Origin of the sequence: Hymenobacter sp. B81, assembly GCF_044628455.1 — a bacterium.
Lineage (GTDB): Bacteria > Bacteroidota > Bacteroidia > Cytophagales > Hymenobacteraceae > Solirubrum.
In genome coordinates, this window is the sequence record NZ_JBIYZW010000001.1 from 2345945 (window position 1) to 2370096 (window position 24152).

The 24152-nt window shown below is 65.7% G+C and carries 21 protein-coding genes; 13 read left to right on the forward strand and 8 right to left on the reverse strand.

Annotated features, from left to right (window positions below; genetic code table 11):
• The first annotated feature begins 106 nt into the window (after positions 1 to 106).
• The 4 genes from pbpC (at position 107) to ACE191_RS10340 (ending at position 4634) form a co-directional block, all read left to right on the forward strand.
• Positions 107 to 2365 carry a penicillin-binding protein 1C gene (pbpC, locus tag ACE191_RS10325; protein WP_400192123.1) on the forward strand — a complete coding sequence of 753 codons (2259 nt, stop codon included), beginning with the start codon at positions 107 to 109 and terminating at the stop codon, positions 2363 to 2365.
• A 21-nt stretch (positions 2366 to 2386) separates the two neighbouring features.
• Complete coding sequence (locus tag ACE191_RS10330; protein WP_400192124.1) at positions 2387 to 3307, forward strand: alpha/beta hydrolase; 921 nt, start codon at positions 2387 to 2389, stop codon at positions 3305 to 3307.
• A 207-nt stretch (positions 3308 to 3514) separates the two neighbouring features.
• Entirely contained in the window at positions 3515 to 4084 is a 570-nt protein-coding gene (locus ACE191_RS10335; RefSeq protein WP_400192125.1) for a YMGG-like glycine zipper-containing protein, read from the forward strand.
• Positions 4085 to 4172: 88 nt separating this feature from the next.
• A complete protein-coding gene (locus ACE191_RS10340) occupies positions 4173 to 4634 on the forward strand; it encodes a YybH family protein (RefSeq protein WP_400192126.1) in 462 nt (153 codons plus the stop codon).
• An 88-nt stretch (positions 4635 to 4722) separates the two neighbouring features.
• Here ACE191_RS10340 and ACE191_RS10345 read toward each other — a convergent pair whose 3' ends face one another.
• Entirely contained in the window at positions 4723 to 5133 is a 411-nt protein-coding gene (locus tag ACE191_RS10345; RefSeq protein ID WP_400192127.1) for a DUF779 domain-containing protein, read from the reverse strand.
• A gap of 154 nt (positions 5134 to 5287) precedes the next feature.
• Positions 5288 to 6817 (reverse strand): aldehyde dehydrogenase family protein, encoded by a 1530-nt coding sequence (locus ACE191_RS10350; protein WP_400192128.1) that lies wholly within the window; start codon positions 6815 to 6817, stop codon positions 5288 to 5290.
• Positions 6818 to 7098: 281 nt separating this feature from the next.
• Between ACE191_RS10350 and ACE191_RS10355 the strand changes: the two genes are divergently transcribed.
• On the forward strand, positions 7099 to 8031 hold the full coding sequence (locus ACE191_RS10355) for an AraC family transcriptional regulator N-terminal domain-containing protein (RefSeq protein WP_400192129.1): 933 nt from the start codon (positions 7099 to 7101) through the stop codon (positions 8029 to 8031).
• 19 nt (positions 8032 to 8050) lie between these two features.
• Positions 8051 to 8644 carry a DUF416 family protein gene (locus ACE191_RS10360; RefSeq protein WP_400192130.1) on the forward strand — a complete coding sequence of 198 codons (594 nt, stop codon included), beginning with the start codon at positions 8051 to 8053 and terminating at the stop codon, positions 8642 to 8644.
• Between the two features lie 113 nt (positions 8645 to 8757).
• Here the strand turns inward: ACE191_RS10360 and ACE191_RS10365 are convergent, their stop codons facing one another.
• The 3 genes from ACE191_RS10365 to ACE191_RS10375 form a co-directional block, all read right to left on the reverse strand.
• Positions 8758 to 9684: a bestrophin family protein gene (locus ACE191_RS10365; RefSeq protein ID WP_400192131.1), complete on the reverse strand. Its 927-nt coding sequence runs from the start codon at positions 9682 to 9684 to the stop codon at positions 8758 to 8760.
• Positions 9685 to 9762: 78 nt separating this feature from the next.
• Positions 9763 to 10302, reverse strand: coding sequence for a GreA/GreB family elongation factor (locus ACE191_RS10370; RefSeq protein WP_400192132.1), 540 nt, complete (start codon positions 10300 to 10302; stop codon positions 9763 to 9765).
• 125 nt (positions 10303 to 10427) lie between these two features.
• The gene (locus ACE191_RS10375) at positions 10428 to 13430 is read right to left on the reverse strand and encodes a DUF2723 domain-containing protein (RefSeq protein ID WP_400192133.1); all 3003 of its coding nucleotides are present in this window, start codon (positions 13428 to 13430) and stop codon (positions 10428 to 10430) included.
• A gap of 585 nt (positions 13431 to 14015) precedes the next feature.
• On the opposite strand from ACE191_RS10375, the gene ACE191_RS10380 reads away from it, so the two are divergent.
• Positions 14016 to 15212, forward strand: a complete 1197-nt coding sequence (locus ACE191_RS10380) for an MFS transporter (RefSeq protein ID WP_400192134.1) — start codon at positions 14016 to 14018, stop codon at positions 15210 to 15212.
• 12 nt (positions 15213 to 15224) lie between these two features.
• On the opposite strand, the gene ACE191_RS10385 is transcribed toward ACE191_RS10380, so the two are convergent.
• The 3 genes from ACE191_RS10385 to ACE191_RS10395 all read right to left on the reverse strand — a co-directional run bounded on the left by ACE191_RS10385 (position 15225) and on the right by ACE191_RS10395 (position 17965).
• Positions 15225 to 16151, reverse strand: a complete 927-nt coding sequence (locus ACE191_RS10385; protein ID WP_400192135.1) for a TIGR03915 family putative DNA repair protein — start codon at positions 16149 to 16151, stop codon at positions 15225 to 15227.
• Between the two features lie 277 nt (positions 16152 to 16428).
• A complete protein-coding gene (locus ACE191_RS10390; protein ID WP_400192136.1) occupies positions 16429 to 16614 on the reverse strand; it encodes a hypothetical protein in 186 nt (61 codons plus the stop codon).
• A gap of 25 nt (positions 16615 to 16639) precedes the next feature.
• Entirely contained in the window at positions 16640 to 17965 is a 1326-nt protein-coding gene (locus ACE191_RS10395) for a putative DNA modification/repair radical SAM protein (RefSeq protein WP_400192137.1), read from the reverse strand.
• 180 nt (positions 17966 to 18145) lie between these two features.
• Between ACE191_RS10395 and ACE191_RS10400 the strand changes: the two genes are divergently transcribed.
• The 6 genes from ACE191_RS10400 (at position 18146) to ACE191_RS10425 (ending at position 24152) form a co-directional block, all read left to right on the forward strand.
• Entirely contained in the window at positions 18146 to 20020 is a 1875-nt protein-coding gene (locus ACE191_RS10400; RefSeq protein WP_400192138.1) for a hypothetical protein, read from the forward strand.
• A gap of 233 nt (positions 20021 to 20253) precedes the next feature.
• The gene (locus ACE191_RS10405; protein ID WP_400192139.1) at positions 20254 to 21084 is read left to right on the forward strand and encodes a S1 RNA-binding domain-containing protein; all 831 of its coding nucleotides are present in this window, start codon (positions 20254 to 20256) and stop codon (positions 21082 to 21084) included.
• A 74-nt stretch (positions 21085 to 21158) separates the two neighbouring features.
• Positions 21159 to 21845: an NAD-dependent epimerase/dehydratase family protein gene (locus tag ACE191_RS10410; RefSeq protein WP_400192140.1), complete on the forward strand. Its 687-nt coding sequence runs from the start codon at positions 21159 to 21161 to the stop codon at positions 21843 to 21845.
• Positions 21846 to 21923: 78 nt separating this feature from the next.
• Entirely contained in the window at positions 21924 to 22556 is a 633-nt protein-coding gene (locus ACE191_RS10415) for a hypothetical protein (protein WP_400192141.1), read from the forward strand.
• A gap of 299 nt (positions 22557 to 22855) precedes the next feature.
• Positions 22856 to 23065 (forward strand): PID-CTERM protein-sorting domain-containing protein, encoded by a 210-nt coding sequence (locus ACE191_RS10420; RefSeq protein WP_400192142.1) that lies wholly within the window; start codon positions 22856 to 22858, stop codon positions 23063 to 23065.
• Positions 23066 to 23111: 46 nt separating this feature from the next.
• Entirely contained in the window at positions 23112 to 24152 is a 1041-nt protein-coding gene (locus ACE191_RS10425; RefSeq protein WP_400192143.1) for a hypothetical protein, read from the forward strand.

The following is a 24152-nucleotide window of genomic DNA, read 5'->3' on the forward strand; positions in this document are numbered from 1 at the left end:
GAAAAATGCGGGGCCGGGCGGCCGACGCCTACGCCTTGGGCTGCTGGGCTTACCAGGCCTAATAGCCGTAGCGCTAGGTCTTGATGCCGCCTTTCCCCTGCCGCCCGTGCCGCCCGCATCGCCCGTGGTGCTGGCCGCCGACGGCGCGGTGCTGCACGCCTACCTCTCGCCCGACCAGAAGTGGCGCCTGCCCGCCGCACTGCGCGACATCACGCCCACGCTGCGCCAGACGCTGGTGGCCAAGGAAGACCGGTGGTTTTACTGGCACCCCGGTATCAACCCCCTGGCGTTGCTGAAAGCGGCCGGCAACAACGTGCTGGGCAACGGGCGGCGCACCGGGGCCAGCACCATCACCATGCAGGTGGCGCGGCTATTGGAGCCCAAAGAGCGCACCGTGGCGGGCAAGCTGCAGGAAATGCTGCGGGCCCTGCAGCTGGAGGCGCACTACTCCAAGGACGAAATTCTGCAGCTGTACCTGAACCTGGTCCCCTACGGCTCCAACGTGGAGGGCGTGAAATCGGCGGCGCTGCTCTACTACGGCCAGCCTCCGCACTACCTGTCCCTGGCCCAAACGGTTACCCTGACCATCGTACCCAACAACCCTAGCCGCCTCACGCCGGGCCGGCACAACGCGGCGCTGCTGGCGGCCCGCAACCGCTGGCTGCGCCGCCTGGGCGACCAAGGTGTATTTCCCGCCAAAGACATCGAAAACGCGCTGCAGGAACCGCTGCTGGCCCAGCGCCGCGCCGTGCCGCAACTGGCGCCCCACCTCGCGCGCCGTTTGGTGCAGGCGCAGCTGCGGGCGGCCCGCCAATCCGCAAGCAGCTTTTCGATGACCGCGGAAGCCGTCGGGCTGCGGTCCACCCTCATCCGCGGCAAGCAGGCCAAGGCCGAAGCCCTGACGCGCAACTACGTGCGCCGCCTCGCCCCGCTGGGCATCACCCAGGCGGCCGTGCTGGTGGTCAACAACCGCACGCGCGCCGTGGAAGCCTACGTGGGTTCGGCCGACTTCCGGGACGCTTTTCACCAGGGCCAGGTCGACGGCATCCGGGCGGTTCGCTCGCCGGGCAGCACGCTCAAGCCCTTTCTCTACGCCCTGGCCGTCGACCGCGGCCTCGTCACGCCCAAGCGCGTGTTGCCCGACGTGCCCACCAGCTTCGGTAGCTACCGCCCCGAAAACTTCGACAAGCGCTGCAACGGCGAGGTAACGCTGGAACGCGCCCTGGCTTATTCGCTCAACATTCCGGCCGTGCACGTGCTGGAGCAGCTGGGCGTGGGCACGTTTACCGGCCAGCTCAGCCGGGCCGGGTTTCGCACCGTGGGGCGGCAGGCGCCGCAGCTGGGGCTGAGCACCATTCTGGGCGGCTGCGGGGCTTCGCTGGAAGAGTTGGTAGGCCTCTACGCCGCCTTGGCCAACGGCGGCCGCTACCAGCCGCTGCGCTGGACCGCGGCCGACTCAATCGGTAAGCCAGTAGCGCTTATGTCGGAGCCGGCGGCTTTCCTCATCACCGACATCCTGTCTCAGCTGGTGCGCCCCGATTTGCCGGTGGGCTACGAAAACTCGCTGCGCCTGCCGCGCATTGCCTGGAAAACCGGCACCAGCTACGGCCGCCGCGACGCCTGGAGCATCGGCTACAACCGGCACTACACCGTGGGGGTGTGGCTGGGCAACTTCGGCGGGCAGGGCGCGGCGGCCCTCACCGGCACTGATGTGGCCACGCCCCTGCTCTTCGACCTGTTCAACGACCTGAGCTACAACGACGGCGGCGAGTGGTTTGCCCCGCCCGCCGGCCTCGACTTCCGCCTGGTGTGCGGCGTGAGCGGGCAGGTGCCCGGCCCGCACTGCCCCGACCAGGTGATGGATTACTTTCTACCCGGCATTTCCGACACGCGCCGCTGCGAGCATCAGCGGGAAGTGCTGGTGTCGGCCGACGGGCGGGTGAGCTTTTGCCGGGTGTGCCAGCCCGAAGCGGGCTACCGCCGGGTGCTCTACCCCAATTTCTCGCCCGAGGTGCTGGCCTTCAAAGCCGCCCAGGGCCTGCCCCACGCGGTGCGCCCGCCCCACAACCCCGCCTGCGCGCTGGTGCGCGCCGACGACGCCCCCGATCAGGCCCCGCGCATTCTGTCGCCCACGCCCAACGCCGAGTACGTGCTCGACGCCCGCGACTCGCAGCAGCTGCAGCTGCGCTGCGCCGCCGCCGCCGACGTGCGCCAGGTGTACTGGTACGCCAACGACCAGTTTGTGCAGGCCGCCGCCCCCACCGAGGCCGTGTTCATCCGGCCCGCGGCGGGCGTGCTGAAAATATCCTGCGCCGACGACCACGGCCGCAACACCAACGTGCGGGTGCTGGTAGAAACGCTCTAACGCCCCGCCTCACTGCCCACCATGAACAAACGGATTCTGCTTTTACTGCTCGCCCTTGGCTCGGCGTCGCTGCTGTCGGCCCAGACTACCCTGCCGCTCTACACCGGCACCATTCCCAACTCGCGGCCCAGTCGGGTGCAGGAAACCAGCGTGACCCTGGCCAACGGCGGCGTGCGCATTTCCCGGGTGGTGCAGCCCACGCTTACCGTATTTCGGGCGCCCCAAGACAAGGCCACCGGCACGGCCGTCGTCATCTGCCCCGGTGGCGGCTACGCCCGCCTGTCCATCGACCACGAGGGCTACGACGTGGCCCGGCGCCTGAATGAGATGGGCGTCACGGCCTTCGTGCTGAAGTACCGCTTGCCCAACGACAGCAGCCAGACCGACAAAACCACCGCCCCGCTGCACGACGCCCAGCAGGCCCTGCGCTTGGTGCGCCAGCGCGCCGCCGACTACGGCGTGAACCCCGCCCGCGTAGGCATCATGGGCTTTTCGGCCGGCGGGCACCTGGCCGCTACGGCCGGCACGCACCTCACGCCAGTGGCCGCCAACGCCCCCGCCCAGCCTGGTGTGCGGCCCGATTTTCTGGTGCTGATTTACCCCGTGGTGAGCCTGACCGATAGCCTGATGCACCCCGGCTCGCGGAACAACCTGCTGGGTTCTGCCCCCGCCCCCGCGCAGATTCGCCGCTACTCGGCCGATCAGCAGGTAACGGCGCAGACGCCACCCGCCTTTCTGGTGCACGCCCAGGACGACAAAACGGTGCCGGTGCAAAACAGCCTGCGCTTCTATGAGGCCTGCCTGCGCCGCGGCGTGCCGGCCGAAATGCACCTCTACCCCCGCGGCGGCCACGGCTTCGGCCTGCGCAACCAGACCACCAAAGACGACTGGCCGCTGCACCTGCAGCACTGGCTGGAAGCCAATGGCTGGCTGAGCCGCTAACGGCGCCGGCGGCCGGATAAACGCGCTTCCGGGCCCGGAAAGGCATTTTTTCAGGAACTGTCGAGCTACTGTAACCCTGCGCCAGCCGCGGCAGTTAAGGGTACTGGTTTGGGTTATGGCACGGTGCTTGCAAAATCCCTGGCAAGACGTCGTGATTTACCCCAAGTTCAACCGCTGGTTCTCCGAACCTTAACCGTGAAACTCGCCATGAAAAAGGTCCCGTATATGTTCACCGTCCTGCTGCTCATCTTCTCGATCATCAGCACCTCGGTACAGGCCCAGGAACAAAAGAAAGTTAGCCCGCAGGCCAAAGGCGCCATCATCGGTGGCCTGGGTGGTGCCGCCGCCGGCGCCATCATTCACAAGCGCAACCGCGTAGTGGGTGGTGCCGTGGGTGCCGCCGCCGGTGCCGGTACCGGTTACATGATCGGCCGCAACATCCAAAACAAGCGCAAGGCCCAAGCCGCCGAGGCCGCCCGCGTAGCCGCCGCCGCCCGCGCCGCCCGCGCCGAGCGTCAGGCCGCGGCCGCCCGCGCCGAGCGCAACGCCCTGGCCCGCCGCGCCGAGGCCGCCGAGCAAAAAGCTGCTCTGGCCCAGGTGCAGCAGCCCCAGTACCCGGCCATGGCCGCCGGCTTTGCCGCTTCGGCCCCGGCCATGATGTACGCCAACAACGCCGGGGCCCCGATGGCCATGAGCGCCGCCTACCTGCCCAACCAGTCGTACGGCGACCGTTCGACGCCCTACCACTCGTCGGAGGTGCGCCGCAAGAGCTGGTAACCGGTTTTTCCGCTAGTTTGCCGAAAACCCAGGCCCTGCGGCCTGGGTTTTCCCTTACCTCCTTTTCTTTCTCAACCAGAACCTACTCATGAAAGCATTCACCTGGATTCTGCTGGCGTCCGCCGTCGCGGCGGCTTCCTGCACCAAGACCGCCGAAACGCCCGCCGTGAACGTGCAGACGCTCAACCAGCAGTTCATCGGCGCCTGGAACGCCAAGAACGCCATTCAGCTCGACACCCTGCTGGCCGACGACGTGCACTTTCTGCAGGGCGAGGCCCACTACCAGGGCAAGTCGGAAGTCTCGGATAAGTGGGTGCGGGCCACCATGGGCACCATCGAAGATCTGCGCCTGAACGTGGTCAGCTCCGGCAACGACGCGCAGACGGCCTACGAGGGTGGCACCTACACCGTGGACGTGCTGCCCGCCGCCCCCGGCCAGCCCGAGGGCGAGGGCGAAGGCAACTTCATCCTGGTGTGGAAAAAGAACGTCAAGGGCGCCTGGAAGCTGAGCTACGCCCAGCTCGAAGGCCTGCCCGTGAAAGCCAAGTAAGGTTTTCGGCTGAATCGATAGCCGTAACAAGCACAAGCCCCGTCAACCTGGTTGGCGGGGCTTGTTGCATTTCGGGCCGCGGGCGGGCTCAGGACTCGTCGGACTGGTGCGCTCGGTAGGTTTCGCCGTCGTACACCGGCGCCAGGTTCCGGGCTTCGGCTTCGCTGAAGAGCCGGGAGCGAATGAGAAAGCGCACGCCCAGGGGAATTTCCAGCGAGAAGCTGGCGCCGCGGCCCTTGGTCACGTCCACCGTTAGCTGGGTGTGCTGCCAGTAGGCAAACTGCGCCGCGCTCATGAAAAAGTCGCAGCCGTGAATCCGGCCCAGCCACACGTCGCTGGCCCCCACCCGAAACTCGCCCTCCGCGAAGCACATCGGCGACGACCCGTCGCAGCAGCCACCGCTCTGGTGAAACATCAGCGGGCCGTGCGCCTCGCGCAGCAAATCGATGGTGGCCTCGGCGGCGGGCGTGATGAGGACGCGGGGCGTGAGAACAGGCATGGAGGGATACGAATGAATGTAAAAAGGTCATGCTGAGCGCAGTCGAAGCATCTCTACCGCTTCGTTGGACAATAGACGCTATTTAATCATCAGCACGCGAGATGCTTCGACTACGCTCAGCATGACGTTCAACCGCTTTCAGCAACTCACCAGCTTAGAAGAATCCCAGCTTCTGCTTGCTGTAGGAAATCAGCAGGTTCTTGGTCTGGCGGTAGTGAGCCAGCATCATCTTGTGGTTTTCGCGGCCGAACCCGGAAGCCTTGTAGCCGCCGAAGGGCGCGCCGGCCGGGTAGTCGTGGTAGCAGTTGACCCACACGCGGCCGGCCTGAATGGCGCGGGGCAGGGTATAGAGCTCGTGCGCGTCGCGGCTCCAGAGGCCGGCGCCCAGGCCGTAGAGCGTGTCGTTGGCCATGGCCAGGGCCTCTTCGTTGGTTTTGAAGGTGGTTACCGACAGCACCGGGCCGAAGATTTCCTCCTGGAAAATCCGCATTTTGTTGTGGCCGCGGAAAATGGTGGGCTGGATGTAGTAGCCCTCGGTCAGTTCCTCGTGCTCATGGTCGCGGTGGGCCTCGCCGCCGGTCAGCACCTCGGCGCCCTCGGCCTTGCCGATTTCCAGGTAGCTGAGGATTTTCTCGAACTGGTCGTTGCTGGCCTGCGCGCCCATCATGGTTTCCTTGTCGAGGGGGTGGCCCAGCTTGATGGACTTCACGCGCTCGATCAGGCGGGGCATGAACTCGTCGTAGATGTCTTCGTGGATGAGCAGGCGCGAGGGACAGGTGCAGATTTCACCCTGGTTGAGGGCAAACATGGCCGCGCCTTCCAGGGCCTTGTCGAGGAACTCGTCGTCGGCGTCCATCACCGATTTGCAGAAGATGTTGGGCGACTTGCCGCCCAGCTCCATGGTCACCGGAATGATGTTTTCGGCGGCGTACTGCAGGATGAGGCGGCCGGTGGTGGTTTCGCCCGTGAAGGCCACCTTCTGCACCCGCGGCGACGAAGCCAGCGGCTTGCCGGCCTCCAGCCCGAAGCCGTTCACCACGTTCAGCACGCCGGGCGGCAGCACGTCCTGAATCAGCTCCATGAGCACCATGATGGAGGCGGGCGTCTGCTCGGCGGGCTTCACCACCACGCAGCAGCCGGCGGCCAGGGCCGGCGCGATTTTCCAGGTGGCCATCAGCAGCGGGAAGTTCCAGGGAATGATCTGGCCCACCACGCCCAGCGGCTCCTGAATGACCAGCGAGAGGGTGGTTTCATTCAGCTCGGTGGCCGAGCCTTCCTCGGCCCGAATCACGCCCGCGAAGTAGCGGAAGTGGTCGATGGCCAGGGGCAGGTCGGCGGCCAGGGTTTCGCGGATGGCCTTGCCGTTTTCCACGGTTTCGACGGCGGCCAGGTGCTCCAGGTTGGCCTCCATGATGTCGGCAATCTTCAGCAGCAGGTTGCTGCGCGTGGTGGCCGAGGCGGTTTTCCAGGTTTTGAACGCTTCGTGGGCCGCGTCGAGGGCCAGCTCAATGTCTTCCTTGGTGCTGCGGGCCACCTTACAGAACGCCTTCCCGTCGATGGGCGAGGGATTGTCGAAGTACTGGCCTTTCACCGGCGCCACCCACTTGCCGCCGATAAAGTTGTCGTAGTGCGACTTGAAGCTGGGCCGGGCCACGAGGGTGGTAGTTCTTTCGAGGGTTTCCATGCGGTCGAGGGTTTAGTGATTGAGTAGGCCAAGCTCCCTCTTTAACCGCCCCCGGCGCTGCACTATTCTCGCAACAAACTCACTTATCGTCGCAAGTTGCCGCTGCGGGCAGTGAGTACTCGCTCACCACCTCCGGGAAGCTCTTTTTCCCGGCGCCGAAAGCCTATCTTGCGCCGCTACCGCGGGGTGCCGGTCCGGCCCTGGCAAACAAGTAGCCGCCGCGGCAAGTTGCTACCTGCGAGCCGAGTACGCGTTGTTTTTTCGGTTTCTTTCCTGCTGCTATGTCCCGTCCGCTGTTGCCTTCGCCCGTGGCTTTGAGCCGTCCCGCCGACCTGACGACCCTGGTGGAAAACCGCACGGTGTACTCGCTCAATGCCTTCGAGTTGAACATCTTCGAAACCCACCAGCAGGCCGCGCGCGTGCCGCTCAACCTGGGCTCGTTGGTGCTGACCACCATGCTGCGCGGCAAGAAGGTGATGCACCTGCCCGGCCGCGCGGCCTTCGACTATTTGCCCGGCGAGTCGGTGATTGTGGGCGAGCGGGAAACCATGGAAATTGACTTTCCCGAGGCCGACGCGCAGCACCCTACCCAGTGCCTGGCCGTGGCCATTCCCACCGAAACCATCCGCGGCACCATCGACTTGCTCAACGAGCGGTACCCGCGCCTGGAAGAGCACACGCCCTGGCAGCTCGACGCCCGCAGCCACGCCCACCTGCACAACACGCCCGAGCTGACGGGCACTTTGGAGCGCATCATCCGGGTGTCACAGGAAACCACGGCGGCCAAGGACGTGCTGGCCGGCTTTACCCTGCAGGAGTTGCTGGTGCGCCTGATGCAAACCCAGGCCCGCCGCCTGATCTTCGACCACTACCAGCAGCACCTGACCTCGCACCGCTTCGCCCACGTGGTGCACTACATCAAGCGCAACCTCGCCGAGCCGCTGCCCATCGACAAGCTCAGCGAGCTGGCCTGCATGAGCAAGGCCACGTTCTTCCGCCTCTTCAAGCGCGAGTTCGGCCTCACCCCCGTCGAGTACATCATTCAGGAGCGGCTCAGCGAGGCCAAGCGCCTGCTGCGCCACCCCCTGAGCACCATTGCCGACGTGTGCTACCGCACCGGCTTCAACAACCCGGCCTACTTCCAGAAGCTGTTCCGCAGGCACGAGGGCCTCACGCCCGGCCTCTACAAAAAGCAGCAGGGCGCCCTAGGCTGATCGGAACTAGCTTTGCGGCATGGCCGACGATATAGAAACCCTCATCTACAGTTTATCCGACAAGCAACGGGCGGCATTTGCCGGGCTGATCTGCGAGCGGCTGCTGCCGCAGTACGAGGCGTTTGCCAAGACGACCGGCTGGGGCAGCCCGGCCGTGTACGAGCGCGGCGTGGAGCTGCTGTACAATTCCTCCCTCGGCGAGTTTTACCGCGCCGAAGCCGCAACCCTGCTCGAAAAGTTAGAATTGGTAACCCCGGGCCTGCAGGAGTTTCCCAGCCCCGCCACCGTGTACGCCGTCGACGCCTGCATCGCGCTGCACGAGGCTTTGCAGTTTCTCACCGATAAGCAGGAAAGCCACATCAGCCATTGCGCCACCGCCGCGGCCGACAGCGTGGAGCAGTTCGTGCAGGAATATCGGCAGCTGGAGCCCAGCCGCCGGGACCTGGAAATTGTGGTGGCCGCCGACCCGTTTATGCGGGCCGAACTAGCCCGGCAGCACCGGCTGCTGGCGGCCCTGCTCAGCCAGCACGATTTCGACGCGGTCTTCATTCACCAGCTGCGCCAACTCAACGGCTCGGGCAGCATCATCGATTTGGCGCGCATACCCGGGTAGCCCTCATCCTGAGGCGCAGCCGCAGGACCTTCCCACTGCTGAACGAATCGTTCGGGCGTGGTAAGGTCCTTCTTCAGGATGCCAAACAGCTTTCGGAAGAAACAGCCCTGAGCTTAAAACACCACGCTGTAGGGCGCGTCGGCCAGGGCTTTTTTCTCTTCGTTCAGCTCCACGTGCAGGATTTCGTGCACGTTCACGCGGATGCGGTTGGCCATCTGGGTCAGCGGCAGGTCGTTGCTGTCCTTGCCGAAGGGGTCCTCGATTTCGTCGCCGATCATCTCCACGCCCAGCAGCGCAAACGCGCCGAACATGGTGATGGGCACCATGAAGTAGCCGTAGGCCGAGAGCAGCACCAGCGGCATCACGATGAGAAACACCGCGATAAAGGCCTTGATGAAGAAGCTGTAGGAAAACGGAATGGGCGTGCGCTGAATCCGCTCGCAGGCGCCCGTCACCTCCAGCAGGGCCTCGTGGTGGCGCTGAATGGCCAGCAGGTGCACCGGCAGAATCAGCTCCTTGCGCAGCAGCTCCTCGTAGAATTCCTGCAGCGTGAGCGAGAGCAACGACGGCACGTGCCCGGCCTGGCGCAGCTCCTCCATCAGCTCGGGGCCCAGGTCTTCCAGCTTCTCGAAACGTACCCCGCCGCGTAGGTGACCGTCGAGGGCAATGGGAAAGTTCGACAGCAGCTTGGCCAGGTGGAAGCGGTTTTCGCGGTCGTGGGCGGGCAGGCGGGCGTGCAGCAGCACAGCCAGGTTGCGGCAGTTGTTGACCAGCTGCCCCCACTGGCGCCGGCCTTCCCAGAACCGGTCGTAGGCCGTGTTGGTGCGGAAGGCCAGCAGCAGGCTGAGCAGAATGCCCAGCAGGGAAAAGTACTGCGGGTCGACGGTAAACTTGACCTGCATCACACCGCGCCCGAGCACGGCCACTACCAGCCCGTAGAGGCCCAGCAGCACCACCCGCTTCAGCAGCCGCCGAATCACGCCCGATTTGTGCAGGTGGCGAAAGGCGTCCCACCAGTCCGTCGATTTGTAAACGATCATACGCTACGGCCGCGCCTTAAAAGCAGCGCGGTGCCGCAAAACTACGCGCCCGGTGGTTTTGCCTGCCCCGGCTGACGGCTAAGCGCCGTCGTAGCTCACGCGCAGCACCTGCACTTCTTCCTCGTTCGGCCCTAGGCGCAGCGTGAGCACCTGGCCCGGCCGGGCGCCCTGCACGGCCCGCGCAATGGGCGCTACAAATGCCACTTTCCCCTCGGCCACCGAGGCCTCGTCGACGCCCACGATGGTAAAGGTGCGCTCCAGCCCGGGCTTGGCGGCTTTGGGGTTGCTGCTGCTGAGCGTGCGCAGCGTAACGGTGGCGCCGAACCGCACTTCGTCGGCCGCCTGGGCGCGCGGGTCGACCAGCCGGGCGCTGGCGATGCGCTCATTGAGCGCGCTGAGGCGGCCGTTGTACACCGAAAGCAGGCGGGTGCGGTCGGCGTCGTTGTCGCGGTTTGCTTCGGCGCGGGCCCGCTCGGCTTCCAGCTCGGCCAGCTCCTGGCGCAGCTGCTCCAGGCCGCGGGGCGTCACGTAGTTGGGCGTATTGGGCGGCAGGGCGGCCCGCGGCGGCACAATGGGCGGCTGCTGGGCGTCATCTTCCTTTACAAAACCTCGGCTCATGCCTGGGCAAACGAATTCGGGCCGTTTTGGTGACACCGGCCGGTAAGCCGCTGCGTTTCCCGAGGGCAGCGGTTGTTCCATTCCCGCCCAATGTTCTCGTAACCAGCCGCCGCAGCTGTGCGGTCCTACGAGCGGGGCACGTACTGCTGAAACAGCTGGGCGATACGCGTGGCGCGGGCTTGGTCACCGGTGTCGGCGGCGGCCTGGTAGAGACGGCTCAGCAGCAGCACATTGGTTTGAATCTCGCGCTCGAAGCGGGCCGGCTCGTGGCTGCTGTAGTAAGCCAGACTCTGCTGGGCCCGGTTGGTCATCAAATCCATCATTTGGTGGGCCCGCGGTGCCTGGCCCAATTGCACCAGCGGGGCCAGCAAGTCGGCAGTGAAGGCGTCGTAGGGCACCGAGTCGTCGGGCAGCACGCGCAGGCAATGGTCGATAACCTGCCGGGCCCGCACCGGGTCGCCGGCTTGCAGGTGGGCGCGGGTGAGGCGGGCAAACTGCTCGCGGTACTGGCCCATCAGGCGGCGCTGCTGCTCATCGAGGTACACCCGGGGCAGGCTCAGGTTGCGGTAGGCGAACTTGCGCATGAGTGAGTCGTCGAGCAGGTGGCGCGCCACGGTGCCGATTTCGGGCGCGGCCCCACGGTCTGCTTCCGCGGGGCGGGGCGCGGCGCAGGGCAGCACGCGGTAGGCCAGGCCTTCGAGCTGCAGGTAGCGGTCGAGGCCCAGGTATTCTTCGGGGTGCATGCTGGTGGAGAAGTACACCGGCCGCTGCCAGTTGTTGGAAGCCAGCAAATCAAGCAAGGCCAGCTGCTTTTTCTCCAGCACGTCTTGGCCCACCTGCCACTGCATGCGGGCAACCACCTGCCCGCGGCGCTCGGCGGGCACGAGGCCTTGGCGGCGCACGGCGGCCGTGTCCACGTCGAGAAAGAAGTTGGCGCTGGGGTATGAGAGCAGGCTCTGCCCCCCGCGGGCCTGCACCTGCAACAGCGGGGAGTTTTGCTTGACCAGCTGCACAAACTCGCGCAGGTTTACGGCCGGCACCGCGGGGTTGGGCACGTAGGGCAGGTAGTCGTTGGTGCCCTGGGCGTAGCGGGACGGCGGCAACGTCATGGGCCAGGGAGCCGAAGCGCCCTGCCGCTGCTGCATCTGCTCGATGTACCAGTCGGTATTCAGGTACGATATGACGGCCACGCGCACGTCGGGGCGCAGGCCTTCCACCTGCTGGGCGTACCAGAGCGGGAAGGTGTCGTTGTCGGCGTAGGTGACGAGAATGGCGTTCGGCGCTACGCTATTCAGCATATTGCGGGCCCAGTCGAGGGCGGCGTAGCGGCCGGTGCGGTCGTGGTCGTCCCAGTTCTGTTGGGCCATCAGCACCGGCACCGCTAGGGCCAGCGTGCCGGCCGCGGCGGCCCGCAGCCGCTCGGCCCGCAGCAGCGGGCGCAGCCCTTCGGCCAGGGCCAGCACGCCCAGCCCGATCCAGATGGCAAAGGCGTAGTACGAGCCGGCGAAGGCGTAATCCCGCTCGCGCGGCTCGATGGGCGGCTGGTTGAGGTACAGCACCACGGCCACGCCGGTCAGCGCAAACAGCAGGGCCACCACCAGGGCGTTGCGGCCGTCGCGGCGCCCCTGAAACAGCAGGCCCGCCACGCCTAGCAGCAGGGGCAAAGCCAGGTAGTTGTTGCGGGCGCGGTTGTCGGCCAGTTCCCGGGGCAGGCCGTTCTTGGTGCTGGCGGTGGGCCAGAGTACGCCGGCCTGCTGCACGTCGCTCTCGCGGCCCACGAAGTTCCACAGGAAGTAGCGCCCGTACATGTGGCCCAACTGATACTTAATCAGGAACGCCAGGTTCTGGCCCATGGTGGGCTTCTGCTCGGGCTGCACGTCGGTCCACTTCTGGTACTCGCGCAGGTGGCCGGGCTGGTTGCTGTAGAGGCGCGGCAGCAGCATCTTGTCCTCGGGGCGGTACACGGCTTCGGGCTTGTACTCGGCCACCACGTAGCGCCCGCCCTGACGCACGTAGCGCGGCGACCCGGCTTGCTGATCGATGGGCTGGGCGCTGAACTGCGGGCCGTAAAGCAGGGGCCGGTCGCCGTACTGCTCGCGCTTGAGGTAGCTCACGAAGGACAGCACCTCGTCGGGGTTGTTTTCGTCGATGGCCGGGTTGAAGCCCGAGCGAATGGGCACGATGAGGTAGGACGCGTAGCCGATCAGAATGAATACCAGCCCCAGCAAAGCCGTGTGCAGCTGCGGCCGCCCGCGCCGCCGGGCGTAGCGCAGGCCGCCCGCCAGCAGTGCCGTCAGCAAAACAAAGAACAGCACCACTCCGCTGTTGAAGGGCAGCCCCAGGCCGTTGACCACCGCTACCTCCAGCGCCCCGGCCACCGTGGGCAGCCCGGGAATGACGCCCAGCAGAATACCCAGTACCAGCGCCGCGCCCAGGCCCAGCGTGAGCAAACCACCGCGAGTGGTGGGCTGCGCGCTACGGCGGAAATAGTAGACTAAGGCCAAAGCCGGAATGGCTAGCAGGTTAAGCAGATGCACCCCAATGCTGAGCCCGATGACGTAGGCAATCAGCAGCAGCCACCGGTCGGAGTCGGCCTCGTGGGCGCGGTTTTCCCACTTGAGCATCAGCCACACCACCACGGCCGTACCCAGCGAAGACAAGGCGTAGACCTCGGCCTCGACGGCGTTGAACCAGAACGAATCGGAGAAGGCCAGGGCCAGGGCGCCCACCACGCCGCTGCCCAGGATGAGCAGCGTTTGCCCGCCGCTGGGCTCCAGGCCGCGGTCGTCGTGCTGGCCGGGGCGGCCCAGCACCAGCTTTTTGGCCAGCATAGTGATGGTCCAGAACAAAAACAGCACGGTCAGTGCGCTGCTCAGGGCTGATAGGGCGTTGACCCACCAGGCTACTTGCTCGGGCTGCGCGCCCGCCAGCAGCGAAACGGCGCGGCCCAGCAGCAGATACAGCGGGGCGCCGGGCGGGTGGGGTACCTGCAGCTGCCGGGCGCTGGCAATGAACTCGCCGCAGTCCCAGAAGCTCACGGTGGGCTCGAGCGTGAGCAGGTAGGTGGTCAGGGTGGCGGCAAAGACCAGCGCGCCGGTGAGGTTGTTGAGCCGGGAGTAGGAAAGCATCAGGACCGTTGCGGCGGGGGCTTGGGGCCGCCGCAGATGCCAGATGCCGGCCCGCCGCCAAGGGTTGCCCGGGCTGGCCCGCACCTGCTGGCCCACCCGGGTCGCCGCTACTGAGCAAGTCGCGCTTCGTTTTGCACGGCACGATAGATCCAGTTGGCTAAAACGTACCGTCGTTTCAACCAACACGACGGTACGTTTCCACCAAGACGACCTATCGTCTTGGGAAAAAGACTGCAGTCTTTTGGGTAAAAGACCGCAGTCTTTTCCTCGTGACATAGTAATGTCATCGGCAACTCGTGCCGATGTCCGGGGCGAAACCCATCGGCGCGGGGCCCGGGGCACGGTGGCGGGGCTGAAAGCGCGGCAGCGCCGGCCACGTCGGGCCGGGGCGGCGGGTTGGCTCCGGGGCCTCACTTGCCCGAAACCCTCGGGCCGCAATGCTTCGCGGGGCAGCACGCCGCTGAGGCCCGCCGGCCCGGAAGGTGCCCGAAAGCCCTGCCGATTGCGGCCGCGGCCCGCACCGGCTTGCAACCCGGCGGCGCCTTCCGCGGTTAGCCAACGCCGCCCCACTCCTGCCTGCGTTCCGTGTCTGCTGCTTCGTCCCTCGCTTCTACTGCCCCGACCCCGCCCGCCCTCACTCCGGCCTTGGTCTGGCTGATGGCGCTGACCTGCGGGCTGGTGGTGGCCAACATCTACTACAACCAGCCGCTGCTGGGCGAAATCGGACGCAGCTTCGGCGTGCCCGACCGGCAGGCCAGCATCGTGGCCACCGTCACGCAGGTGGGCTACACGCTGTGCATGCTGCTGGTGGTGCCCCTGGGCGACAAGCTGGAGCGCAAACGGCTGATTCTGCTCATGCAGCTGGGCGTGGCCTTGTGCATGGCGGCCGCAGCCTGGGCGCCCAGCTTCGGCGTGCTGGTGGGCGCCAGCCTGCTCATTGGGGTGTTTTCGGCCGTGCCGCAGCTGCTGCTGCCCATGGCCGCCCACCTGGCCCGCGACGAAGACCGCGGCCGCGTGGTGGGCCAGATCATGAGCGGGCTGCTCATCGGTATTCTGCTCTCGCGCACCATCAGCGGCTACGTGGGGGCGCACCTGGGCTGGCGCACCATGTTCAGCGCGGGCGCTGCGGCTATGGTGCTGCTGGGGGCCGTGCTAGCCTGGCGCCTGCCCACCGACCGCCCTGGCTTTGCTGGCAGCTACGCGTCGCTGATGAAGTCCCTGTTCACCTTCACCCGCGAGCTGCCGCTGCTGCGCCGGGCGGCCCTAGTGGGTGGCTCCATGTTTGCCAGCTTCAGCGTGTTCTGGACCACGCTGGTGTTTCTGCTCGAAGGCCCACCCTACCACTACGGCAGCGACGTAGCCGGCTTTTTCGGGCTTATCGGCGCCTGCGGCGCGCTGGCCGCGCCCCTGGCCGGCCGGGCCGCCGACACCCGCGGCCCCGACTACGCCATCGGCATCGGCATCGGCCTGAGCGGGCTGGCCTTCGGCATTCTGCTGCCGGGCAGCACCTGGGTGGCGGCACTGGTGGCGGGGGTAGTGCTGCTCGACGTGGGCGTGCAGGCCACTCACATTTCCAACCAGTCCAGGGTGTTTTCGCTGATTCCCGAAGCCCGCAGCCGCCTGAACACGGTGTACATGACGGGCTACTTCATTGGCGGGGCCGCGGGCTCGTTGGTGGGCGGCTGGGCCTGGGCCGCGGCCGGCTGGCCGGGCGTGTGCGCCGCGGGAATGGGGTTTGTGGCCCTGGCCTTCGGTTTCAGCCGCTTCTACGGTCGCGCCTGAACGCCCCCGCAGCTACGGCACCCGGTTTTTGTTGGCAATGGGCTCGAAGCGCTGCGGGCGCGGCTGCTTTTCGGTGAGGTACTTCCAGTAGCGGCGCGGCAGGTGGCGGCGGTGCAGCTTCAGGTTGCGGCGCTCGGGAATGTTCACGTGGTCGAAGTAGGCCTGCCACAGGGTTTGGTACAGCGGCTCCCGCTCGTCGAGCACGGCGGCCGAGACGCTGCCGGCACCCGCGGCCGGAGCGGCGTCGAGGCTCAGGATGTCGGTGCGCTGCAAATCGTAGTAGAGGCCGTAGCCGCGGCGGCGGTCAAAAATCAGCCAGCGCTGGTCGGCGTAGCGTTTAGTGAAGTGCTCGGCAATGAGCGGCAGCACGTCGAAGTCGGGCTCGACGGTGGCGTGGAACAGCCCGTCGCGGGTTTTCTCGAAGCGCACGAAGGCTTCCATACGGTGCTTTTCGCGGAACATCTGCTTGTTGACGTCGGCCACCAGGCGCACGGTGTCGTTGCCAAAGTTCTCGCTGATGTCCTGCCCGCCGGCTTCGATGGCCAGCTGCACGTAGCGGAAGACCAGCAACTCGCGGTCGGCGCGCTCCGAGAGAAAGGCTTTGTAGAGGCTGGTACGCGCCTCGGCCGGCATGTGCCGCAGCAGCCCCTCCCACACGCGGCGGGCGGCGGCCTCGTCGGTGGCCACCTCCTGGGTTTCGGCAAACAACCCGCCCTGGGCCGCGCCCGCGGGCTGAATGGCCTCGGGCCAGAGCCGCTGCTCCCAGCAGCGCAGCAGCACCGTGAGCAGGCCGTCGAACGAGCCGTCGTAGGTGAAGCGGGCGGTAGCCTGGAAGCTCAGCGGCAGCTGCTGGGCGGTCCGCAGGGCCGTAATGGGCACGGCAGCGGGCAGGCCGGGGGCGCGGCGCTTCAGGTTGCGGCGGGAATGGTTCAGGGACATGGTATCAGGAAAGCGAGAACCGCGCGACACGACTAATAAGTGGGCAGAGACTAGCGCCGTAAACCCGGGCGCGACTGGCTACAACGCCGCTGCCGCGCTTGTCATTGCGAGGCGTAAGCCGAAGCAATCGGTCGTTGTCGGTGGTAGCAACCCAAAGTGCTTGACACAACGAAAATCCTTCGGCTGCTCAGACTCGTTGGGTCGTGCCGCGAAGGGAAAGATTGGCTAACGCCTTCCTGCGGTTGCTTCGTCGTGCCTCCTCGCAATGACTTGGAGCCTATGCGGCTTCGGCCTCGCGGCGCGGGGCAGCGGCTTGCTGCTCGCGGCGGGCCTGCAGCTGCTGGCGCACCAGCGGCAGCAGGTCGGAAAGCTTGCAGCAGCAGGCCATGCGGGCTACTTTCTGGGGCTGGGCGAGCTGCAGGGGCGGCTGCGGCTGTTCGGCGGGGTGAAGCGAGATGGTCATGGCGGAGAAAGAAAAGTCGGTGGGGTTAGCTGGCCTGGCGAAACAGGTCGAGCTGGGGCGAAACCAGGTCGGGGGCGGTGACGATGCTGGGCTCGGGCGCAAACAGGTCGAGCTGGCGCTTAACCAGGGCCGAGCGCGTCTGCCCGTCGCCGTAGAGAATTTTGCGGCGCACGGTCTGCTCGTCGTACTCGCGCTTTTCCAGGGCCAGGCCCCGGCAGGTAATGAAGTAGCGCGCCCGGCGCAACACCACGCCGAACTTGTGCAGGTGGTCGAGGGTGAGCGGGGCGAAGCGGCGGGCCGCCACCATGCGCTTGGCCGACTTCATGCCGATGCCCGGCACGCGCAGAATCAGCTCGTAGTCGGCCGTGTTCACGTCGACGGGGAACACGTGACGGTGGCGCAGGGCCCAGGCCAGCTTGGGGTCGATTTCCAGGTCGAGGTGCGGGTGCGCCGGGTCCAGGATTTCATCGGCGTCGAAGCCGTAGAAGCGCATCAGCCAGTCGCTCTGGTAGAGGCGGTGCTCGCGCATGAGCGGGGGCTGCACCACCTGCGGCAGGCGCTGGTCGCCCGACACCGGCACGTAGCCCGAGTAGTACACGCGCTTGAGGCCGTAACCCTTGTAGAGGCCGTCGGCGAGCTTGATGATCTGGTGGTCCGACTCGGGTGTGGCGCCCACCACGAGCTGGGTGGTCTGGCCGGCGGGAGCAAACTGCGGCACTTTCCGAAACAGCTCGCGCTCCTCGCGGTTGGCCGCCAGGCTGGTTTGAATCTGACTCATGGGCGTCAGAATCTCGGCGTAGTTTTTCTCGGGTGCCAACTGCTGCAGGCTCTGATCGGAGGGCAGCTCGATGTTCACGCTCAGGCGGTCGGCGTACAGGCCGGCTTCCTGAATGAGCTCCTCCGAGGCTCCGGGAATGGTTTTGAGGTGGATGTAGCCGTTGAACTTCTCTTCCAGCCGCAGCTTCTTGGCGATGCGCACCAGCCGCTCCATGGTGTAGTCGGCCGAGGAAAAGATGCCGCTGCTCAGAAACAGCCCCTCGATGTAGTTGCGGCGGTAGAAGTTCATGGTCAAGTCCACCACTTCCTGCACCGTGAAGGCGGCGCGCTTCACGTCGTTCGACTTGCGCGAGACGCAGTAGGCGCAGTCGAAAATGCAGTGGTTGGTGAGCAGAATCTTCAGCAGCGACACGCAGCGGCCGTCCTCGGTGTAACTATGGCAGATGCCCATGCCCTCGGCGTTGCCCAGCCCTTTGTTTTCGTTTTTGCGCTTGCCGCCGCTGCTCGAGCACGAGGCGTCGTACTTGGCCGCGTCGGCCAAAATGCTTAGCTTTTCTATGATTCGCTCGTTCATGCCGCGGCTGCGCTTCGGGGTGTAAATAAGGTTAAAAACCGCGCTTTACGCAAGATTGTTCCGGCCTTTCGCCGACTAATTTTTTTAGAACCACCCGCGCGCTTTCACCCTTGCCCCCGGGCTTTCGTATCTTCGGCAGCCCACCCGGCCGGTCCGGCCGGCGTCAGCCCGCCCGTGCCCGTGTTTCTGCCGCGTTTTCTGCTTTGTCTGCTGCTGCCGTGCCTGCTCCTGGGGGCCCTGGCCAGCCCGGCCGCGGCCCAGCAGACCGAGCCGGCCGACTCGCTGCGCAACGCCCCGCTCGACTCCTTGCGCCGCCGCTTCGACCAGCAGCGGTTTCTGGGCGGGCTCAAGGCCTACACCAAGCGCAAGACCATCATGGGCAAGGCCGCCGCGGCCGTGTTCAACTTCACCGAGCGCCGCGAGGAGCAGGCCGGCCTCGACGCCACCCTACTTGACCGCCAGTACGACCGCCACAACTTCAAAACCGTGCGCCACATTGAGGTAGTGACCCTCGACGCGTTCGGCTACAGCATCAACGACTCGACCCGGCTGCCGCGCAACATCCTGGAGAAGGGCGGCAACGCGCTGCACATTAAAACCTCGCGCCGCAAAATCCGCAAGCTGCTGTTGTTCCGCCCCGGCGAGGAGCTGGAGCCCCAGGCCCTGGCCGAAACCGAGCGTCTGCTGCGCCAGACCGACTTCATTCTGGACGCGCGCGTGCTGGTGAACGAGCGCACTACCACCGCCGACAGCGTCGACCTGAAGGTTATCACCAAGGACAACTTCAGCATCAGCGCCGGCTTTCAGCTGCGCGACGTGGGCTCGGGCATTCTGAGCTTGCGCGACAAGAACTTCCTGGCCCGGGGCCACGACTTCCGCAACCGCTTTTCCTACGGGCTGAACAATCCCCAGGGCTGGGCCTACGAGGGGGGCTACACCGTGCCCCTGCGCAACTACCTGGTGGCCCAGGCCCGCTACCGCAACATCTGGCAGTTCGAGGAAAAGGGCGCCTCGCTGTCGCGGGGCTTCGTGTCGGTAAACACCCAGTACGCCTACTCGGTGGGCCTCTCGCAGTACGAGCAGGGCTTGCTGGTGAGTCCTTCGGGTGAGCAGCCCGAGGTGTTCACGCCCCTGGGCTACAACGTGGCCGACGCCTGGCTGGGCCGCTCGTTCCGCCTGCGCAGCTACGACCTCAACTTCGACAACCCCGCCCGCCTGATCCTGGCCTCGCGCCTGGTGCAGACCAGCTACACCAAGCGGCCCAGTCCGGGCTGGGGCAACAGCACCCTGGCCCTGGTGGGATTGGGCTACAGCGTGCGCCACTACTACAAGGACCGCTACCTGTTCGGCTTCGGGCGCACCGAGGACGTGCCCACCGGCACGCTGCTCACCGTAACGGGCGGCTACGACTTCAACCAGAATGGCAACCGTCCCTACGTGGGGCTGCGCGTAGCCGGGGCCGGTTTCAGTCCCTTGCGCGGCTACCTGTATCTGAGCGGCGAGGTGGGCCGCTTTCTGCGCCGCGGGCAGTGGCAGCAGGGTACGCTCAACGGCGAGGCGCTGGCCTTTACCCGCCTCTACCACACCGGCAACTGGCAGTGGCGCCACTTTTTCTGGACCCGCGCCCTCATCGGCCTCGACCGCCTGCCGGGCGAGCTGCCGCTGGGCATCGAGGGCGAGCGGGGCCTACGCGGCTTCGAGCCCGACGCGCTGCTGCGGGGCTCCAGCCGCTTCGTGGTCAATTACGAAACCAACGTGTTCACGCCCGTTTCCTTCCTGGGCTTCCGCCTGGCCGGGGTGGCCTTTCTCGACGCGGCCTGGCTGAGCACCGACGGCCGCGAGTGGCCCTTCCGCCAGAAGCCCTACACCGGCTTCGGCCTGGGCTTGCGCTTCCGCAACGAATACCTGGCGGTGCGCACCATCCAGATCATCTTCGGCTTCTACCCCCGCGGCGTGACCGATGCCCGCGGCCTGCGCATCTTCGAGTCGTCGCGCAACTACTACCAGTTCAATGATTTCAGCTTCGGCCAGCCCGGCATCACGCGGTACGAATGAGTTGTTGGTTGTTCGTTGTTCGTTTCTGGTTGTTGGTTTTTCGGGCACTGATGGCAAACACCGCTACGCGTTTGCGGCGGGTGGGGCGGATAGTTTAAGCAAAGGGTGACAATGCGGCCGGGGTTGCGGAACTTCGCCCCCGCCGGCGCGGCCTGCGTATTCTGCCCACCTCCCCGCTCCCATCAGCGGGCAGCTGACAACCGGCAACTCCCACCTGACAACTGACCCTTCCCATGCTCCTCGGTGACTACAACGAACTGGAAGTAGCGCGCTTCGTCGAATTCGGCGTGTACCTGACTTCCGACGACGGCGACATTCTCATGCCCGACCGCTACGTGCCGGCCGGCATTCAGGTGGGCGACGCAGTGCGCGTGTTCGTGTACCGCGACTCGGAAGACCGCCTGGTGGCCACCACCGAAACCCCGCTGGCGCGGGTGGGCGAGTTTGCCGCCCTCACCGTGCGCGACGTGACCGGCATCGGCGCCTTTCTCGACTGGGGCCTGCCCAAGGATTTGCTGCTGCCGCTGCGCAACCAGCCCAAGCGCGTGAAAGCCGGCGACAAGGTGCTGGTGTACATCTACGTCGACGAGGTGTCGGACCGCATTGTGGCCACGGCCAAGTGGGAGAAGTTTACCGACCGCGAGCCCACGCTGCAGCCCGGCGAGCAGGTGGAGCTGGTGGTGGGCGGCCAGAGCGAAATGGGCTACGCCGCGCTGGTCAACAAGCGCTACCTGGGCATGCTCTACCGCAACGAGGTGTTTCGCCTGCTGAGCGTGGGCGACGAGCTGCCCGGCTTCGTGCGCCAGCTGCGCCCCGACGGCAAGCTCGACGTGAGTTTGCAGCGCCAGGGCTTCGACGAGGCCCTGGCCGCGGCCGAAACGCTGCTGCAGGCCCTGCGCAAGGCCGGCGGCACCCTGCCCCTCTCCGACAAGAGCGAGCCGGAAGACATTTACCGCCGCCTGGGCATGAGCAAGAAGGTGTTCAAGAAAGCCCTGGGCACGCTTTACCGCCGCGGCGCCGTGCAACTGGCCGACGACCACACCCGTCTGCTGAGCGAAGAGTAAGCCGGTAACCTTCGGCCGCCGGGTGCGTTGGGAAAGGCGCCCGGCTTTCCATTCCCTGAACTCCACCGCCCCGTATGGTCCCCACGTCGGATCTGAAAAAAACCGCCCTCATTGCCGGCGCCACCGGCCTGGTGGGCAGCTACCTGCTGCCGCTGCTGCTGCAAAGCGACCGGTACGCCAAGGTTATTTCCATCGGCCGCCGCGCCCTGCCGCTGGTGCACCCCAAGCTGGAGCAGCGCGTGGTCGACTTCGAGCGGCTGGAGGATCTGCGCCTGAGCTTGATTGCCGACGACGTGTACTGCTGCCTGGGCACCACCATGCAGCAGGCCGGCTCGCGCGAGGCCTTCTACCGCGTCGACTACCTCTACGTGGTGAAGCTGGCCGCCCTGACGGCCTCCAACTTCGCGGCCCAGTTCATGGTGGTATCGGCCATGGGCGCCGACGCCGACTCGCGCATCTACTACAACCGCGTGAAGGGCGACATGGAAGCGGCCGTGCGCCAGACGCCGTTTCGGGCCGTGCACATTTTCCGTCCCTCGCTGCTGCTGGGCCAGCGCAGCGCGCAGCGCACCGGCGAAAAGCTGGGCGCCCTGGTGCTGAAGGTGCTCAACCCGCTGCTGATTGGTCCGCTGCGCCCCTACCGCGCCATTTCGGCCGAAGCCGTGGCCCAGGGCATGCTCAACGCGGCCCGGCAGGAAGGCGGCGGCGTACGCACCTACTCCTCCGACGTCATTGCCCGGGGCATCTCGCCCACGGCCTGAAATTGCACTGGCATCCGTATGTTTGTCGATCAAAGAGCCTCTTTCAGGCTTTAATTCCGCAAACATTTGACTTTTGCCATGAAAAAACCCGCGCTCATCCTAGTTTTCCTGAGTCTGCTGCTGGCCGCGGCCCCGGTTTCGGCCCAAACCCAGAAAACCGCCGGCAAGCCCGGCGCCAAGTCCACGGGTAAGGGTTCAGGTAAGAACTCGGGCAAGAGCAGCGGCGGCGCGGGCTACCAGACCGGCATCGGGCTGCGCGGCGGCGGCTACGCCTCGGGCCTGACGGTGAAGCACTTCATGGGCGGCAAAAACAATGTGGCCATTGAGGGTCTGCTCACCACCGAGTACTACGCCAAGGGCGCCCGCCTCACGGTGCTGCTGGAAAAGCATTTCCCGCTGCTGCCCGAGGTCAAAAACCTGCAGTGGTACGTGGGCGGTGGCATGCACCTGGGCGCCTACCGCCGCTACAACTACTACACCGTGGGCTACCGCCTGCGCGGCAAAAAGCACAAGGACTACTACTACGTGCAGTACTACGGCGACGACAAACTCTACCCCGTGTTCGGCGCCGACCTGGTACTAGGCCTGGAGTACAAAATCGACGACCTGCCGCTGACCGTGGGTGTGGACTACAAACCCTACTTCGATATCTACGACGGCGCCAGCGGCCTCTACAACGACGCGGCCCTGAACGTGCGCTTTACCTTTTAGGGCGCGGCGCCAACGTTGCCCGCCAAACGGCCGTGGAATCTTCCACGGCCGTTTTTTTGTGCCCACGCCCCATCCTAAAACCGACTTGGGTACAGCAGACCGGCACCAGCAACGGCGAATACTTAGCCAGGCTCCTAGTCGATAATTACAACAAATTGCTATTTTTTATAAAAATACCTGCATTCAGGTATTGCATCTTACTGCAATAAAGCACAAGTTTAGCGTCGCAGGATTCAATTATTCGATTGCCTGCCCGCTTGCCGCCTACGCGGTTTCCACCTCCCACAACCCGTTTGCTTATGTCTCACTTCTGCTCTTCCCGCCGCTGGCGGCGGTGGTCAGTGCTATTGACCCTGCTGTGCTGCTCCTCGCTGGCCCAGGCCCAGGGCAACCCCGGCTCGGGTGGCCCTGAGCCCGGCCAGCCCACGGCCGTGCCCCTCGACGGGGGCGCGTCCCTCTTGCTTGCGGCCGGTGCGGCTTACGGCCTGCGGCGTCTGCGCCGCCGCTAAGCCTCTCACTTCACCTCTTCCAACCATTTCACCCGTTCTTGCTCCTATGAAAAAGTTCTCCGCTTTCCTGCTGCTGGTTTCGGCCCTGATGCTGGCCGGTCTGAACGCCGCCGACGCCCAGACCATTCGCCGCGTCAACAACACCCCGGGCATCACCGGGGCCAACATCTACACCACCCTGCAGGCCGCCCACGACGCGGCCAGCGCCGGCGACTTCATTTATCTGGAGCCCTCGTCCATCTCCTACGGCAACCTGACCTGCGTACGGCCGCTGACCATCATTGGCAACGGCTACTTCCTGACCGAAAACACCGGCCTGCAGTTGGATGTCCGCGACTCGGAAACCGGCACTATCAGCTTCGCCGCGGGTAGTGCGGGTTCGCGCATTACGGGCTGCGTCATCACCACTCTCTACATTGGCGCCAGCAATGTCACGGTAGAGCGCAACCGCATTACCAGCCAGCTTTACATCGGCTACAATCCCCAGATCGGGTCGGTAACGGTCAGCAACATCATCGTTCGGCAGAACTACTCGCCTGGCAACTTCTACTTATACCCAGGCAGCAGCGCCCCGGTGAGCAACGTCAACATTTCCAACAATATCATTCATAACGGCATCAGCACGCCAACTGCCCAGTATGCCAGCATGACCGGTATCCTCATTGCCAACAACGTGCTGGGCCGCGCCGACGGGGCCACCACGGGCGAGCTGCAGGTCGACAATGCAGTCATCAAAAACAACTACATCACCCGCGCTGCTGCTACCTACACGCCGCGCAACAACGCCGCCACCTACAACATCGGCGCGGGCACCCAGTTTGGCACCAGCAACGGCAACCAGCAGAACGTGCTGCCCACCTCCGTGTTTGTAGGCAGCACGGCCTCGACCGATGGCGAGTACCAGCTGCGGGCCGGCAACAACCCCGCCCGCGGCACCGGGGAAAGCGGCGTCGACGTGGGGGCCTTTGGCGGGGCCGTGCCCTACCGCCTCTCGGGCATTCCCAACGTGCCCACCATCTACGAGTACAACCAGTCGGTTTCGGGCAACACCCTGAACGCGACCATCAGCACGCGCTCCAACAACTAG